17 protein-coding genes (1 of these 17 only partly in view) are annotated in these 13,829 nt (G+C 67.3%); 6 read left to right on the top strand and 11 right to left on the bottom strand.

The features are described 5' to 3' along the window. The 6 genes in view from purM to pgeF are tightly spaced (at most 35 nt apart) and all read right to left on the bottom strand, a layout consistent with a single transcriptional unit that may run on beyond the window. Window positions 1–419 carry the start of a phosphoribosylformylglycinamidine cyclo-ligase gene (purM, locus tag ACY5J6_RS00780; RefSeq protein ID WP_462845531.1) on the bottom strand. Its footprint begins 583 nt before the window's first position, so the window shows 419 of its 1,002 coding nt (coding positions 1–419); the start codon lies at window positions 417–419; the stop codon falls past the left edge of the window. A 5-nt stretch (window positions 420–424) separates the two neighbouring features. Next, window positions 425–1,834 (bottom strand): Asp-tRNA(Asn)/Glu-tRNA(Gln) amidotransferase subunit GatB, encoded by a 1,410-nt coding sequence (gene gatB / locus ACY5J6_RS00775; RefSeq protein ID WP_462845530.1) that lies wholly within the window; start codon window positions 1,832–1,834, stop codon window positions 425–427. Between the two features lie 3 nt (window positions 1,835–1,837). Further along, complete coding sequence (locus ACY5J6_RS00770) at window positions 1,838–2,941, bottom strand: type IV pilus twitching motility protein PilT (protein WP_462845529.1); 1,104 nt, start codon at window positions 2,939–2,941, stop codon at window positions 1,838–1,840. 8 nt (window positions 2,942–2,949) lie between these two features. Next, window positions 2,950–5,619, bottom strand: a complete 2,670-nt coding sequence (pilB, locus tag ACY5J6_RS00765; protein ID WP_462845528.1) for a type IV pilus assembly ATPase PilB — start codon at window positions 5,617–5,619, stop codon at window positions 2,950–2,952. 1 nt (window position 5,620) lies between these two features. Continuing rightward, a complete protein-coding gene (locus ACY5J6_RS00760) occupies window positions 5,621–6,097 on the bottom strand; it encodes a YqeG family HAD IIIA-type phosphatase (RefSeq protein WP_462845527.1) in 477 nt (158 codons plus the stop codon). 35 nt (window positions 6,098–6,132) lie between these two features. Further along, window positions 6,133–6,858, bottom strand: coding sequence for a peptidoglycan editing factor PgeF (gene pgeF, locus ACY5J6_RS00755; protein ID WP_462845526.1), 726 nt, complete (start codon window positions 6,856–6,858; stop codon window positions 6,133–6,135). A gap of 71 nt (window positions 6,859–6,929) precedes the next feature. On the opposite strand from pgeF, the gene ACY5J6_RS00750 reads away from it, so the two are divergent. After that, entirely contained in the window at window positions 6,930–7,334 is a 405-nt protein-coding gene (locus ACY5J6_RS00750; RefSeq protein WP_462845525.1) for a DUF4395 family protein, read from the top strand. Here the strand turns inward: ACY5J6_RS00750 and ribH are convergent. After that, a complete protein-coding gene (ribH, locus tag ACY5J6_RS00745) occupies window positions 7,321–7,794 on the bottom strand; it encodes a 6,7-dimethyl-8-ribityllumazine synthase (RefSeq protein WP_054638516.1) in 474 nt (157 codons plus the stop codon). The genes ACY5J6_RS00750 and ribH overlap by 14 nt on opposite strands. A 20-nt stretch (window positions 7,795–7,814) precedes the next feature. Between ribH and crcB the strand changes: the two genes are divergently transcribed. Genes crcB through ACY5J6_RS00725 form a run of 4 tightly spaced genes read left to right on the top strand, consistent with a single transcriptional unit; the run spans window position 7,815 to window position 9,474 of the window. Beyond that, window positions 7,815–8,192 carry a fluoride efflux transporter CrcB gene (gene crcB / locus ACY5J6_RS00740; protein ID WP_462845524.1) on the top strand — a complete coding sequence of 126 codons (378 nt, stop codon included), beginning with the start codon at window positions 7,815–7,817 and terminating at the stop codon, window positions 8,190–8,192. Window positions 8,193–8,196: 4 nt separating this feature from the next. Next, the gene (locus ACY5J6_RS00735; protein ID WP_054638517.1) at window positions 8,197–8,529 is read left to right on the top strand and encodes a DUF190 domain-containing protein; all 333 of its coding nucleotides are present in this window, start codon (window positions 8,197–8,199) and stop codon (window positions 8,527–8,529) included. Between the two features lie 44 nt (window positions 8,530–8,573). Then, on the top strand, window positions 8,574–9,176 hold the full coding sequence (locus tag ACY5J6_RS00730; protein ID WP_462845523.1) for a sulfite oxidase-like oxidoreductase: 603 nt from the start codon (window positions 8,574–8,576) through the stop codon (window positions 9,174–9,176). A 28-nt stretch (window positions 9,177–9,204) separates the two neighbouring features. Next, window positions 9,205–9,474 carry a hypothetical protein gene (locus ACY5J6_RS00725; RefSeq protein ID WP_462845522.1) on the top strand — a complete coding sequence of 90 codons (270 nt, stop codon included), beginning with the start codon at window positions 9,205–9,207 and terminating at the stop codon, window positions 9,472–9,474. Here the strand turns inward: ACY5J6_RS00725 and ACY5J6_RS00720 are convergent. Genes ACY5J6_RS00720 through ACY5J6_RS00710 form a run of 3 tightly spaced genes read right to left on the bottom strand, consistent with a single transcriptional unit; the run spans window position 9,450 to window position 11,460 of the window. Next, window positions 9,450–10,253, bottom strand: a complete 804-nt coding sequence (locus tag ACY5J6_RS00720; RefSeq protein WP_462845521.1) for a histidinol-phosphatase HisJ family protein — start codon at window positions 10,251–10,253, stop codon at window positions 9,450–9,452. The two genes, ACY5J6_RS00725 and ACY5J6_RS00720, sit on opposite strands and share 25 nt — an antisense overlap. After that, window positions 10,243–10,845, bottom strand: a complete 603-nt coding sequence (locus tag ACY5J6_RS00715; protein WP_462845520.1) for a hypothetical protein — start codon at window positions 10,843–10,845, stop codon at window positions 10,243–10,245. Before ACY5J6_RS00715 ends, ACY5J6_RS00720 begins: the two co-directional genes overlap by 11 nt. A gap of 24 nt (window positions 10,846–10,869) precedes the next feature. Then, window positions 10,870–11,460 (bottom strand): nicotinamidase, encoded by a 591-nt coding sequence (locus ACY5J6_RS00710; protein WP_462845519.1) that lies wholly within the window; start codon window positions 11,458–11,460, stop codon window positions 10,870–10,872. A 56-nt stretch (window positions 11,461–11,516) separates the two neighbouring features. Here ACY5J6_RS00710 and metF point away from each other — a divergent pair, with 56 nt between their 5' ends. Then, window positions 11,517–12,395 carry a methylenetetrahydrofolate reductase [NAD(P)H] gene (gene metF / locus ACY5J6_RS00705; RefSeq protein ID WP_462845518.1) on the top strand — a complete coding sequence of 293 codons (879 nt, stop codon included), beginning with the start codon at window positions 11,517–11,519 and terminating at the stop codon, window positions 12,393–12,395. A 102-nt stretch (window positions 12,396–12,497) separates the two neighbouring features. Here the strand turns inward: metF and ACY5J6_RS00700 are convergent, their stop codons facing one another. After that, window positions 12,498–13,793, bottom strand: coding sequence for an MBL fold metallo-hydrolase (locus ACY5J6_RS00700; RefSeq protein ID WP_462845517.1), 1,296 nt, complete (start codon window positions 13,791–13,793; stop codon window positions 12,498–12,500). Window positions 13,794–13,829: the final 36 nt, after the last annotated feature.

Below are 13,829 nucleotides of genomic sequence, written 5' to 3'. Positions count from 1 at the left end.
TCGGCGGTCTCTCCCCCTAAAAGGGGAATGCCTTGGGCCCGGCAGGCCTCGGCCAAGGAGGTGAGGAGGGCGGAGAGGATCCCCTCCTCCAGACGGCTCGCCGCCAGGTAGTCCAGGAAGAAGAGGGGCTTGGCTCCCTGGGCCAGGAGGTCGTTCACCGAGTGGTTCACCAGGTCAAAGCCTAGGCCGGAAACGTCCCCTGCCTCCAAGGCCAGAAGGGTCTTGGTCCCCACCCCATCGGTGGTGGCCACCAAGACGGGGTGGCGCATCCCCTTTAGGGCCTGGGCGTCAAAGAGCCCACCGAAAGCCCCCAGACCCCGGAGCACCTCGGGGGTGTAGGTGGCCTCCAGCCTGGCCTTGGCCCGCTTTAGGGCCTCGGCCTTCGCCTCTATGTGGACCCCGGCCTCTTCGTAGCGCATCGGCCCTATCCTACCCCAAGGGCCTCCAGGAGGAGCCTCCGCACCGCCTCCGGCTTGGCCTGCCCCTTGGTCCTGCGCATCACCTGGCCCACCAGGGCGTCCAGGGCCTTGAGCCTACCCTGGCGTACGCTCTCCGCCGCCTCGGGCAAGGCGGCGATGGCCTCGGCCACCACGGCCTTTAGGGCATCCTCGTCGGCCACCACCCTAAGGCCCCGCTCCCGCACCAGGGCCTCGGGGTCTTGGCCCTGCAAAAGCTCGGGCAGCAGCTCCTTGGCCACCCGGCTGGTGATCTCCCCCCGCTCAAAGAGGGCCACCAGGCGGGCCAGGGCCTTCGGGGAAAGCCGGGTGGCCTCCAAGGGGAGGCCGCGCTCGTTCAAAAGGCCCATGACGTCCGCCAAGAGCCAGTTGGCCAGGGCCTGGGGAGAGGCGAGGCCGAGGGCGAGGGCGTCGTCCAGGAAGCGGGCCAAGGCCGGGGCGTAGGCCAGGACCTCGGCGTCCTTTTCCTTGATGCCCAGGGACCGGTAGCGGGCCTCCTTCTCCCAGGGGAGCTCGGGAAGGCTTCGCCGCACCTCCTCAAGCCAGTCCCAGGGGATGGCCACGGGGGGCAGGTCAGGCTCGGGAAAGTAGCGGTAGTCGGCCTCCTCCTCCTTGGTGCGCATGGGGTAGGTCTTGCCGCTTCCCTCCTCAAAACCCATGGTGGCCTGCTTCACCTTCTCCCCCCGCCTTAGGATTTCCGTCTGGCGGCGGATCTCGTACTCCAGGGCCCGCTGGACGCTTTTGAAGGAGTTGAGGTTCTTGATCTCCACCTTGGTGCCCAAAGGCTCCCCCACCCGGCGCACGGAGACGTTGACGTCGGCCCGGAGCTTGCCCTCCTCGGGGTTGGCGTCGGAGATCCCCAGGGTCTGGACCAGGGCCTGGATGCGCTGGAGGAAAAGCCTGGCCTCCTCAGGGGTCCGTAGGTCGGGCTCGGTGACGAGCTCCACGAGGGGGCTTCCCGCCCGGTTGAGGTCCAGAAGGGTCCTCCCTTCCAGGTGGAGGCTTTTCCCCGCGTCCTCCTCCAGGTGGAGGCGCTTGATGCGCACCGCCCTCTCTCCCACAGGCAGGCTCCCCCCCCGGCCCAAGGGGAGGTCGTACTGGCTGATCTGGTAGTTCTTGGGGAGGTCGGGGTAGAAGTAGTTCTTGCGGTGGAAGACCAGCCTTTCCGGCACCTCCGCCCCCAGGGCCAGGGCGAGCCTGAGGCCGTGCTCCACCGCCACCCGGTTGGGCACGGGGAGGGCCCCCGGCAGGCCCAGGCAGACCGGGCAGGTGTGGGTGTTGGGCTCCGCCCCGAAGTAGTCCGCCCGGCAGCCGCAGAACATCTTGGTGCGGGTTTTGAGGTGCAGGTGGACCTCGAGGCCGATGACCGCCTCGTACATGGCTTAGAGTTTACCGCGCCGCACCTCTTGGCCCCCCTCCCCCACCCCGCTCAACCGCATGAACTCCTTGGGGTCCACGGCCCGGGCGAGGCCCATCTCGTAGGTGATGAGCTTGCGCTTGTAAAGGTCGGCGAGGCAGGCGTCCATGGTGATCATGCCGTACTGGCCCCCCGTCTGGATGACGCTCCTAAGCTGGTGGCTCTTCCCCTCCCGGATGAGGGCCCTCACCGCTGGGGTGGCGATCATGAGCTCATAGGCCAGCACCCGCCCCCCGCCAAAGGCCTTGGGCAGGAGCTGCTGGGTGAGAACCGCCACCAGGTTGTTGGAAAGCTGGACCCGCACCTGCTCTTGCTGGTTCTCCGGGAAGACGTCGATGATGCGGTCTATGGTCTCGGGGGCGGAGTTGGTGTGGAGGGTGCCCATGACCAGGTGCCCCGTCTCGGCGGCGGTGATGGCGGCGGCGATGGTCTCGTAGTCCCGCATCTCCCCCACGAGGATCACGTCCGGGGCCTGGCGGAGGACGCTCCGGAGGGCCTTGTGGAAGCCGTGGGTGTCGGCGCCGATCTCCCGTTGGTTGATGATGGCCTTCTTGTGTCTGTGGAAAAACTCTATGGGATCCTCGATGGTCACGATGTGCACGGGCTTGCGCTCGTTGATGTAGTCGATCATGGAGGCCAGGGTGGTGCTTTTGCCGCTCCCCGTGGGTCCCGTGACCAGGACGAGGCCCCTGGGGCTCAGGGCGATTTCGGCGATGTTCTTGGGCAGGCCCAGCTCCTCAAAGCTCTTGATGACCGCCGGCACCACCCTCAAGACCCCGCCCACGCTCCCCCGTTGCAGGAAGACGTTCACCCGGTAGCGCCCCTTGCCCGGGAGGCTGAAGGAGAAGTCCAGCTCCTTCTCCTCCTCAAAGACGCGCTGCTGCTTCTCGTCCATGAGGGCGTACATGAGGCGGCGGGTGTCCTGGGGAGAAAGGGGCTCGTACTCCGTGGGGTGGAACTCCCCGTCGATCTTCAGCATGGGGGGCAGGCCCACGGTGATCACCAGGTCGCTGGCCCCTCGCTCCACGGCCAGGCTCAAAAGGTCCACGATGTCCGGTGTCTTCGGCATATTCCCTCCTACTCAATGGTCCTCGCCAGGACCTCCTCGAGGGTGGTGATCCCCTGGAAAGCCTTGTAAAGGCCGTCCTCGCGCAAGGTCTTCATGCCCTTCCTGCGTGCGATCTCCTTGATCTCCGTGGCCGACTTCCCGGCCACGATGGCGTGGCGGATCTCGTCGTCCACCACCAAGAGCTCGTGGATGGCGTAGCGGCCCTTGTAGCCGGTGCCGCTACACCGCTCGCACCCCAGGCCCTTGTAGAGCTTGATCCCCTCCATCTCCTCCTGGGAAAGGCCGAGGCGCTTCAGGACCTCAGGGTCCGGAGAGACCTCCACCTTGCAGTGCTCGCATATCTTCCGGACGAGCCTCTGGGAGAGGACGCCGATGAGGGCGGCGGAGATGTTGAAGAGCTCCACCCCCATCTCGTCCAGGCGGGTGATGGCCTGGGCGGCGTCGTTGGTGTGCAGGGTGGCGATGACCAGGTGCCCCGTGAGGGCGGCCTCGGTGGCGATCTTGGCGGTCTCCGAGTCCCGGATCTCCCCCACCATGATGATGTCGGGGTCCTGCCGGAGGAAGGCCCGGAGCGCCCGGGCGAAGGTGAGGCCAGCCTGGGGGTTCACCTGGGTTTGGTTGATGCCGGGGATCTCGTACTCCACGGGGTCCTCAATGGTCTGGGTGTTCTTGTCGGGGGTGGCGATGCGCTTGAGGATGGAGAAGGTGGTGAAGCTCTTGCCCGACCCTGTGGGTCCGGTGATGAGGAAGATGCCGTAGGGCTTAGAGATCACCTCCTGGAAGCGCTCAAAGACCCCGGGGGCGAAGCCGAGGTTTTCTATCTCCGGGATGTCGCTGGCCTTCTTCAGAAGGCGCATCACCGCCTTCTCCCCGTAGACCGTGGGCAGGGTGGAAAGCCGGAGGTCCAGGTCGATGGCCCCCTCCCGGTAGCGCACCCGGCCGTCTTGGGGGAGGCGCCTTTCGGCGATGTTGAGGTCGCCCATGATCTTGATGACGCTGATGATGGGGTTCAAGGCCCCCCTGGGCAGGGTGGTGTACTGGCGCAAGGTACCGTCCACCCTGAGGCGCACCAGGACGTCGGACTGCCGCGGCTCAATGTGGATGTCGGAGGCGTCCTGAAGGTAGGCTTCCCGGATCACCTGCTTGACGAACCGCTGGGCAGCGCTTTCGTCCAGGTCGGTGACGGCCTGGGCCTCCTCCTCTTGGTACCCCTTGGAGAGCTCCTTGGCCAGCTCTCCCAGTTCCTCCTTGCCGTAGAAGCGCTCTATGAGTTTGGTGATGGCCGCCTCCGTGGCCACGGCGGGGACCACCTCGTAGTTCAGGCCCTTTCGCTTCAGGGCCAGGCGCACGTCGTCCAGGGCCAGGATGTTCCGGGGGTCCTTCATGAGGAGGAGCAAGCGGTTCCCCTCCAGGCGGTGGGGGAAGATCCCGTAGCGGCGGCAGAGGTCCTCAGGCAGGAGGAGGGCCGCCGCCGGATCGGGGGGGTCGGCCTCGGGGTTGACGTAGGGGTACCCCAGCTGGGTGGCCACCGCCTGGGCCAGGGCCTCGGGCTTGAGCTTCCCCGACTGGACCAGGGTGTCCTCGAGGCGCCCCCCGCCCTGCCTTTGCTTCTTCAGGGCCTCCTCCACGTCCTCGGGCCGGGCTAGACCCAGCTCCACCAGGATCTCCCCCAGGGGCTTGGCCTTGGGCAGGCGCTTCTGCACCTCTAGGGCCTCCCTGAGGTGCTCCCGGGAAAGGCGCCCCTCCTGCACCAAGACCTCCCCCAGGCGGCCCTTTTCGGGATAGGTCCGCTGGAAAAGGGCCTCCCAGGCCTGGGGCAGGGTGAGGTAGAAGCGGGCGGGGCGGCCTAGAAGCTTTTCCACCGCCTCCCTGTGCCGGGGATCGTGAAGGACCACCTCCAGCTTGCCCTCCTTAAAACCCAAGGGCACGGCCCCGTAGCGCAGGGCATCGGCGCGGAGGAGGAGGGCGGTGGCGGCAGGGTCGGGGGAGAGGCCCTCTGTGCTTTCCAAGAACTCCAGGCCCTTCTGCTCGGCCAGGGTTTGGTACAGGTCCTTTTCGGAAAGGCCCTTTCGCACCAGAACCCGCCCCAGAAGGTCCCCGGTGCGCTCCTGCTCCGCCAAGGCCTCCTCCAAGGCCTTCGGGGAAAGAAGGCCCTTCTTCACCAGGAGCTCCCCCAGCCTTAGCTCCCCCTGGCTGGGGCCCGAGGGCAAGGCGGGAAGGGGCAGGCCGAGCTCGGGGTAGTTCTTGGCCAGGGCATAGAGGAAATCGCTTTTGGTGGCTTGGTAGGGCTCCACCACGAGACCGGTGAGGTCTTCTACCTCCTCCAGGCCCAGGGGATCCAAGGGGTTGACGAAGGCCACCCGCACCACCCCGGCCTCCTCGTCCAGGGCGAAGGGAATGGCCTGGAGCTCCCTGGCCTTCTCCGCCGGCAGGAGGGCCTTCACCTTGGGCGGGATCTCCAGGGAATGAAGCTCCACCAAAGGGATGCCGAAGTGGTCCTCAATGGCCTGGGCGATACGCCTTTCCGAGAGGAGGCCCATGTCGCTCACCACCTCGGCCAAGGAACCCCCCACCTCCCGGTGCCTTTCCAGGGCCATCTGCAGCTCTTCGTCCGTGAGGAGTCCGGAGTCCAACAGGATCGCCCCTAGCCTTTTGTCCCCTATGGTCAGGACGCTCATCTCACACCCCTCGAGGTCTTCTAAAAGGAGTCTCCAGCATCCGTATGAAACGCGTGTAAAAGAACTCCCTCTCCCGCAAGGGGGGCACCAAGACGGTGTAGGCCCCCACCAGGTTGCCCCCGAGCACATCGGTAAAGACCTGGTCCCCCACCACCGCCACCTCCCTGGCGGGAAGGCCCAGAGCCCTCAAGGCCTTGCGGAAGCCCAGCCAGGGCTTGAGGGCCGGGGCGTGGCCGGGAAGGCCCAGGGCCCTCTGCACCCGGGCGAAGCGCTCGGGAAGGGCGTTGGAAAGGAGGTAGACGGGCACCCTTTCCTTCAAGGCCCTAAGCCACGCCCCATAGGCCTCGGGAAGCTCCTCTTCCCCGTAGGGCAGGAGGGTGTTGTCCAGGTCCAGGATCACCCCCTTTAGGCCCCGGGCCCTAAGCCACTCCGGGGTGAGGTGGAGGAGGGAGGGCAGCACCTCCCGGGGGAAAAGCATGTTCTCATTGTGCCACGGGCGGGGTGAAGGGGAGCTTAACGGGGAAGCAGGACGAGGCCCCACATCCTCCCCGTCCTCCCCCGGTCGCGGCGGTGGGAGAAGAGGGTGGGGGTGCAGTGGGTGCATAGCCCTACCCGGTGGATGCGCCCTTCCTTAAGCCCCGCTTCCTTGGCCTGAAGGAGGAGGGCTTTTTCCAGGTCCAGGAGGTACCTGCCCGGGGCCTTGGGGTCCGGGGTGAAGGTGGGAAGGCCCGCCCGGGCGAAGGCCTCCGCCACCTCCTCCCCCACCTGGTAGCACGCCCCTCCAATGCCGGGGCCGATGGCCAGGTGGACCTCCCTGGGGTCCAGCCCCAGGGTCTCCACCCTTTCCAGGGCCTTGGGAAGAATCCCCCCCACCACCCCCCGCCAGCCCGCGTGCAAAGCCCCCACCAGCCCTTCGGGGTGGTAGAGGAGCACCGGGTAGCAGTCCGCCACCCCCACCCGGAGGAGGAGGCCGGGGGTGCGGGTGAGGAGGCCGTCCCCTTCCCAGATCCCGGGGCCTTCCACCAGGTGCACCGCCGTGCCGTGCACCTGCTTGAGGCCCGCCACCTTTGGGTGGCCGAAGGCCTCGAGGACCCGCCTCTGATTTTCTGCCACCCTCTCCGGGTCGTCCCCGGTGGCGGCGGAGAGGTTGAGGCTAGCGAAGGGGCCTTCGGACACGCCCCCAAGCCGGGTAGTGAAGCCATGGGGGACGGGCAGGGGGGTGGTGAGGAGGGGAACCACGGGTCCATTGTGCCACGGGGAGGGTGTTCCTTACCCCTATTCTTCACGGACTCAGGTGTATAGTGGAGGGTATGCGGACGGACCGGAACCAGCTCCGCTTCAACCAGGCCCTCCTGGTGCTCGCCCTGCCCCTGGCGGCCCTTTGGGACAAGCCCTGGCTGGTCTACCTCCTCTTCCTCCTCATGGCCAGCCAGCACACCCCCCTGGACCTGATGGTGGCCCTGAAGCGCTTCCTCAGGATCCCCGCCCAGGCGGTGGAGGAGGACCCCAGGCCCCACCGCTTCGCCCGCTTCCTGGGAGCGGTCTTCCTGGGCCTGGCCTCCCTCGCCCTCCTCCTGGGCCTAAAGGGGGTGGGCTACACCCTGGCCCTCCTGGTGGCCCTCCTCGCCTTCGTCAACCTGGCCTTCGGCTTCTGCCTGGGGTGCTTCCTCTACCTCCACCTCCGCTACGCCCGGGCCCTTTTCACCGGGAAATAGCCTCCAGGAGCCGCACCATCTCAATGGCGGTGAAGACCGCCTCGGCGCCCTTATTCCCCGCCTTGCCCCCGGCCCTCTCCTGGGCCTCCTCAGGGGTATTGGTGGTGAGGACCCCGAAGACGATGGGCTTCTCCGTCTGGAGCATGGCCTGCATGAGGCCGCTTGCCGCCTGGGCGGCCACGTACTCAAAGTGGGGGGTTTCCCCGCGGATCACCGCCCCCAAGGCCACCACCGCGTCCACGTCGGGACGGCCCGCCAGGCGCTTGGCCACCAGGGGGAGCTCAAAGGAGCCCGGCACCCAGGCCACCAGGACCTCGGCGGGGTCCCCTCCAAGCCGGGCGTAGGCCTCCAGAGCCCCCTCCAAAAGGAGCTTGGTCACCCGCTCGTTGAAGCGGCCCACGGCCAAGGCGAGCCGCACCCCCCTGGCGGTGAGGATGGGGGAAAAGGTCTTGGGCTTCATGGCCTCACTATACTTTGGGGGTGGAACGCTACCTCCTGGTGGCCCTGGGTGGGGCCTTGGGCTCCCTCCTGCGCTACGCCCTGGGGGCCTGGGCGCAAGGGGCGCTGGGCCCCGGCTTTCCCTGGAGCACCCTCCTGGTGAACGCTTTGGGAAGTTTTCTCATCGGCGCCGTGGTGCGGCTTTCCCTGGAAGGGGCCCTTTCCGGGGAGGCCCGGCTTTTCTTGGCGGTGGGGGTTCTGGGGGGCTTCACCACCTTTTCCTCCTTGAGCTACGAGACCCTGGCCCTCCTGCAGGAAGGCGAGGCGGTGAAGGCCCTCCTCTATGCAGGGGGAAGCCTTTTCCTCGGGCTTTTTCTGGTCTTTTGGGGGTACCGCCTGGGCGGGGCCCTGGTAAGCTAGGGGCATGAAGCTCCAAGGGGAGGCCCGGCTCCTCAGGATCTTCGTCGGGGAGTCGGACCGATACGGGGGAAAGCCTCTCTACGAGGCCCTGGTCCTCGAGGCCCGCAGGCGGGGCCTGGCCGGGGCCACGGTCTTCAAGGGCTTCATGGGCTACGGGGCCCATTCCCGCATCCACACCGCCAAGGTCCTGCAGCTTTCCGAGGACCTTCCGGTCATGGTGGAGATCGTGGACACCGAGGAAAAGATCCAGGCCTTCCTGCCGGTCCTGGACGAGATGGTCAGGGAGGGGCTGGTGACCCTGGAAAGGGTGGAGGTCATCCGCTACCGGAGCCGGTGAGCCAGAACCCTTTTCCCTTCCCGGGGCCCGCCTACCCTGGGAGCATGGAGCGGGTTCCTCCGGGGCAGAGGGTCACCGAGCGCTTTCCCATCCTCACCTACGGGGAGGAGCCTCGGGTTTCCCAAGAGGCGTGGCGCCTGGACCTTCTCGGCTTGGTGGAAACCCCCCTGACCCTCACCTACGCCGACCTCCTGGCCCTCCCCCAGGTGGACCTCACCCGGGACTTCCACTGCGTCACCGGCTGGAGCCGCCTGGAGGTGGCCTGGCGGGGGGTGAGGGTGCGGGACCTCCTGGAGCGGGCCCGGCCCCGCCCCGAAGCGGTGGCGGCCCTGGTGGAGAGCTACGGCGGCTACACCACCAACCTTCTCCTGGAGGACCTCCTCCGGGAGAATGTCCTCCTGGCCCACACCCTCTTCGGCAAACCCCTGCCCCCGGAAAGGGGGGGGCCCGTGCGCCTCCTGGTGCCCCACCTCTACGCCTGGAAGAGCGCCAAGTGGGTGCGGAGCATAGCGCTTCTGGACCACCTGGAGCTGGGCTTTTGGGAAAGGTTGGGCTACCACTGGCGGGGCGACCCCTGGCGGGAGGAGCGCTTCCAGGAGGGCCCCATCCCCGCCGCCAGTTTGCGCTTTCATAGTAAGAAAACCTGATATAATCAGGCTGAGAAAGGAGGGGAGCATGACCGCCCTGGAGCGCGCCCGCCTCGAGGTGGACGAGGCCCTTAAGGCGTACGAGGAGTGCGTGGCCTGGGAGGAGGCCGAGTACGGGAAGGAGTACGAGCGGGTGACCTTCATGGAGTACGAGGCCCCCGCCCCCGACCCCTGCGCCGAGGCCTTCCTGCGCCTCGTGGGGGCGGTACGGGCCTACGAGAAGGCCGGGGGGAACCGGGAGGATCTGGAGCTTCGGGGCAAGGAAGCCCGGGTCTACGGGGTGCTGGACAGGGAATAGGCCCGGGGTCTACCCTCTTGGAAGTAGAAAGCCTCCTGGAATCCCAGGGAAAGGAGCAGGTCCCGCGTTTCGCCGAAGGCGAAGCCCACCTCCTCCGGGCGGTGGGCGTCGGAGCCCAGAACGAGGCCGATGCCGAGCTCTCGGGCCCTCCGCAGGAGGACGGGAGCCGGGTACACCTCCCCCACGGGCTTCCTGAGGCCGGCGGTGTTCACGTCCAGGAAAAGCCCTTCCTCGGCCATGGCCCTGAGGGCGGGCTCGGCGAGCTCCAGGAGGGCCTCTTCCGGGAGGCGGTGGCCGAACTTCTTGGGGAGGTCCAGGTGCCCGATGGCGTGGAAGAGGCCGCTTCGGGCCGCCCTGGCCACCTCTTGGAAGTAGGCCCGGAAAACCTCCTTTAGCTCCCGCCAGGCGAACTCCTCCTGGTGGTCTGGGTGGTCCAGGGGCCAGGCCCCAAGGTAGTGGACGCTCCCGATGACGTAGTCAAAGGGGTAGGCCTTTAGAAGGTGGGCCACGAAGGCCTCGGTTCCGGGATGGAAATCGGCCTCGAGGCCGATGCCCACGTAGAGGTCCTGGTTGTCCTCCCGCACCCTCTCCAGGGCCAGCAGGTAAAAGGGAAGCTGGGAAAGCGCCATGCGGCTTTCCGGGTCATACCAGGCGGGCATGGGGGCGTGATCGGTGAAGACCAGGCCCTTTAGCCCCCCCTTTCGCGCCTGGAAGAGGTACTCCCCCGGGGAGCCCTCCGCGTGCCCGCAAAGGGGGGTGTGGACGTGGCTATCCACCATGGGAGGATTCTATTCGCACCACCCGGCCCTGCCAAGTGTAGGCCACCACCTCCTGCCCCCAGGCCCGGGAGAGGTCCAGGGAAAGGAAGGGGTCCTCCACGGCCTCCCCCGCCTCCTGCACCAGGACCGGGCGGAAGGGGGGCAGAAGGCGGGGGTAGCGCCGAAGGACGGCCCCCACCTGGAAGGAAGCCGCCCAGAGCCGCTTCAGGGCGAAGAGGGCCTCCTGGGGGGTGGCCGCCCGAAGGCCACCCCCTTCCCCCGCCCGGCGCACCCCGAAGGGCCCCCGCCCCTTCAGGGCGGCGAGAAAGGCCTCCGCCCGCTCGGGCAGCAGGTAGCTTTCCCGCACCGCCCTACTGGCCTCCTCCGCCGCAAGGAGGAGCCTTTCCTCGTCTATCCGCACCCCGAAGACCCCCTGGAAGAGCTTTTCTATCCGCTCCCCCAGGTTGTTCAGGCGGAAGAACTCTTCTTCCAGGCGCACCACCCAGGTGGGGACCACGGGCAAGCCCAGGGCCTGGGCACGCCGCAGGAGGCCCAGTTCCCCCTCCTCCCCCGCCAGGGCCAAGGGCGCGATGCCTTCTGGGGGTTCCCTCATCCCAGGCCTTGCCCCAAGCAGGGCTCACACAAAGCGCACCCCCTCGGCCCGGGTGACCTTGCCCTGGTAGAGGAAGGTCACCTGGCGGAGGGCGGCCTCGAGGTCAAAGGGGGTGAGGGCGCTGGTGGCATCCTCCGGGAGGACCACTTGGTACCAGCGCAAGGCGGCGGACCCCGCCGTGTGCAGGACGCAGATGTTGGCTACGGTGCCGGTGACCACCACGTGCTTCACCCCCCAAAGGTGCAGGTAGTGGTCCAGGGGGGTGCCGTAGAAGGCGTCGTAGCGGACCTTCTGGATGACGAGCTCCTCGGGCCTCGGCTTGAGCTCCTCCAGGATCTCCGCCCCCCAGGTGCCCGCCACCGCATGCCTAGGCCAGATGCGAAACTCCGGGTCGTCCTCCCGGTGCCAGTCCTGGGTGTAGACCACCTTGGCCCCCCCTTCCCGCGCCCGCCGCAAAAGGAGCTGGATGGCGGGGACGCTTTTGGGAGCCTCGGGCACGAAGAGGGCGCCTTCGGGATGGGCAAAGTCGTTTTGCATGTCCACCACGATGAGGGCCGTTTCCTTAGCGGGAAGCTCTAGGGCTTCCACCTTGGGGATCTCGGGGACCTCCACCATGCCCTTATTATCCCCCAACCTTGACCCCCACCCGGGGAAGGGCTACACTCGGTCGCATGAAAATACGGGACCTCCTCGAGGCGCGCAGGGGGCCCCTCCTCTCCTTTGAGTTCTTCCCCCCCAAGACCCCGGAAGGGGAGGAGGCCCTCTTCCGCACCATGGAGGAACTCCGGGCCTTCCGCCCCGCCTTTGTCTCCATCACCTACGGGGCCATGGGCAGCAGCCGCGACAAGAGCGTGGCCTGGGTGAGGCGCATCCAGGCCCTGGACCTAACCCCTCTGGCCCACCTCACCGTGGCCGGGCAGAACCGGGAGGAGGTGGCCGGGGTTCTGGAGCGCTTCGTAGAGGCGGGGGCGGAGAACCTCCTGGCCCTGCGCGGCGACCCCCCAAAGGGGGAAAAGGTCTTCCGGCCCCACCCCCAGGGCTTCCGCTACGCGGCCGAGCTCGTGGCCTTCGTCCGGGAGCGCTACGGAAAGGCCCTCTCCGTGGGCGGGGCGGCCTACCCCGAAGGCCACCCGGAAAGCGAGAGCCTCGAGGCCGACCTCCGCCACTTCAAGGCCAAGGTGGAGGCGGGGCTGGACTTCGCCATTACCCAGCTCTTCTTCAACAACGCCCACTACTTCGGCTTCCTGGAGCGGGCAAGGCGCGCGGGGATCCAGATTCCCATCCTCCCCGGCATCATGCCCATCACCAGCTACGCTCAGCTCCGCCGCTTCACCGAGGTCTGCGGGGCCAGCATCCCTGGGCCCCTCCTTTCCAAGCTGGAGCGTTACCAAGACGACCCCCAAGCCATCCTGGAGATCGGCGTGGAGCACGCCACCCGCCAGGTGGCGGAGCTCCTCCAGGCCGGGGTGGAAGGGGTGCACTTCTACACCCTTAACAAGAGCCCCGCCACCCGCATGGTGCTGGAGAGCCTGGGGTTTAAACCCGCCTAATACCCCTCTGGCATGAATCCTTCTCCCAAGCCCAAACGTGGAGGTCCTGCGGATCGTTTTTACCGGGGCCCCCATGCTGGCGCAAGCCAGCATGGGGTGGTATTAAACCTCCACCCCCTCCCCCAGGCTCGCCAGGCTCACCTCCTGCCCCCGTAGGGCGAGGAGCTTGCCCAGCTCCAGGAGCTTCTCCTCCTCCCCGTGCACCAAGACCACCCGGGGCTGGTCCGCCAGCCAGTCCAAGAGCTCGTCCTGGCCCGCGTGCCCCGAGAACCCCCCCAGGGTGTAGACCCTGGCCCGCAAAGGGACCTTTTCCCCCAGGATCCGCACGGAAGGAGGCCGGGCGATGAGCTCGGCCCCCAAGCCTCCCCGGGGCTGGTAGCCCACGAAGACCAGCGCGTTTTTGGGGTCGGAAAGGCCGTGCCTCAGGTGGGAGAGGATCCGCCCCCCCGAAAGCATCCCGCTACCGGCGATGACCACCATGGGGCCGGGCTCGCGGCTTAGGGCCCAGGACTCCTCGGGGCTTTCCACCACCCTAAGCCCCTTGGGGCGGAAGGGGTTCTTCCCCTGGAGGAAATAGGCCTGAACCTCCTCGCTGAAGTAGCGCACGAGCCTCGGGTAAAGCTCCAAGACCCGCTCGGCCATGGGAGAGTCTAGGTAAATGGGCGCTCTGGGCAGGCGGTGGCCGTTCTCGTAAAGGAGAAAGAGAATCTCCTGGGCCCTCTCCACGGCGAAGGAGGGGATGAACACCTTGCCCCCTTGGCCCAGGGTCTCCTGCATGATCTCTAAAAACTCCCGGACCGTCTCCGGGAAGGGGCGGTGGGGGCGGTCGCCGTAGGTCCCCTCGGAGATCACCAGGTCCGCCTTGGGAGGCAGGGAGGGGTCGGGAAGGACGTTCTTCTGCCGGTTGCCCAGGTCCCCGCTGTAGACCAGGGTCCTCCCCTCCCCCTGGGCCACCACGAAGGCGCTTCCCAGAAGGTGCCCTGCCTGGCCAAAGGTCAGGGCCAGATCCCCAAGCCGAAGCCACTCCCCGTACTCCAAGGGGGTCACGTGGGCCAAGGCCTCCTCCACGTCCTCCCGGTCAAAGGGAGGCGCCTCCATGACCTTGAGGGCGTCCTCGAGGAGGATCCGCATCAAAAGCCCCGTGGCCCGGGTGGCGTAGACCGGACCCCGGAAGCCCTCGCGAAAAAGCTTGGGCACCCTCCCCACGTGGTCCAGATGGGCGTGGGTGAGGACCACCGCCTCCACCCCCTTGGGGTCAAAGCCGAAGGGATCGTGGTTCTTGGCCTCCTCCCGGCCCTGAAAGAGGCCGCAGTCCAGAAGCACCCGCCGCCCCCCGGCCAGAAGGAGGTGGCAGCTTCCTGTCACCTCCCGGGCCGCGCCAAAAGGTACGATGCGCATGCCTTTATCTTGACACTCGCCCGGCTTTGTGTTAGC

The organism is Thermus sp. H19.2 (assembly GCF_054979525.1).
Note: the sequence above shows the minus strand (reverse complement) of the source record. Positions and strands in the feature narration are given on the sequence as shown.

What these genes read in the sequence shown, in the direction of transcription:
- gatB (WP_462845530.1), bottom strand. Translation starts at nt 1,834, where the DNA reads ATGTACGAGGCGGTCATCGGCCTCGAGGTCCACCTGCACCTCAAAACC.
- pilB (WP_462845528.1), bottom strand. Translation starts at nt 5,619, where the DNA reads ATGAGCGTCCTGACCATAGGGGACAAAAGGCTAGGGGCGATCCTGTTG.
- ACY5J6_RS00725 (WP_462845522.1), top strand. Translation starts at nt 9,205, where the DNA reads ATGACCGCCCTGGAGCGCGCCCGCCTCGAGGTGGACGAGGCCCTTAAG.
- ACY5J6_RS00720 (WP_462845521.1), bottom strand. Translation starts at nt 10,253, where the DNA reads ATGGTGGATAGCCACGTCCACACCCCCCTTTGCGGGCACGCGGAGGGC.
- ACY5J6_RS00770 (WP_462845529.1), bottom strand. Translation starts at nt 2,941, where the DNA reads ATGCCGAAGACACCGGACATCGTGGACCTTTTGAGCCTGGCCGTGGAG.
- ACY5J6_RS00730 (WP_462845523.1), top strand. Translation starts at nt 8,574, where the DNA reads ATGGAGCGGGTTCCTCCGGGGCAGAGGGTCACCGAGCGCTTTCCCATC.
- ACY5J6_RS00750 (WP_462845525.1), top strand. Translation starts at nt 6,930, where the DNA reads ATGCGGACGGACCGGAACCAGCTCCGCTTCAACCAGGCCCTCCTGGTG.
- ACY5J6_RS00735 (WP_054638517.1), top strand. Translation starts at nt 8,197, where the DNA reads ATGAAGCTCCAAGGGGAGGCCCGGCTCCTCAGGATCTTCGTCGGGGAG.
- ACY5J6_RS00715 (WP_462845520.1), bottom strand. Translation starts at nt 10,845, where the DNA reads ATGAGGGAACCCCCAGAAGGCATCGCGCCCTTGGCCCTGGCGGGGGAG.
- ACY5J6_RS00710 (WP_462845519.1), bottom strand. Translation starts at nt 11,460, where the DNA reads ATGGTGGAGGTCCCCGAGATCCCCAAGGTGGAAGCCCTAGAGCTTCCC.
- ACY5J6_RS00700 (WP_462845517.1), bottom strand. Translation starts at nt 13,793, where the DNA reads ATGCGCATCGTACCTTTTGGCGCGGCCCGGGAGGTGACAGGAAGCTGC.
- ACY5J6_RS00760 (WP_462845527.1), bottom strand. Translation starts at nt 6,097, where the DNA reads ATGCTTTTCCCCCGGGAGGTGCTGCCCTCCCTCCTCCACCTCACCCCG.
- ribH (WP_054638516.1), bottom strand. Translation starts at nt 7,794, where the DNA reads ATGAAGCCCAAGACCTTTTCCCCCATCCTCACCGCCAGGGGGGTGCGG.
- metF (WP_462845518.1), top strand. Translation starts at nt 11,517, where the DNA reads ATGAAAATACGGGACCTCCTCGAGGCGCGCAGGGGGCCCCTCCTCTCC.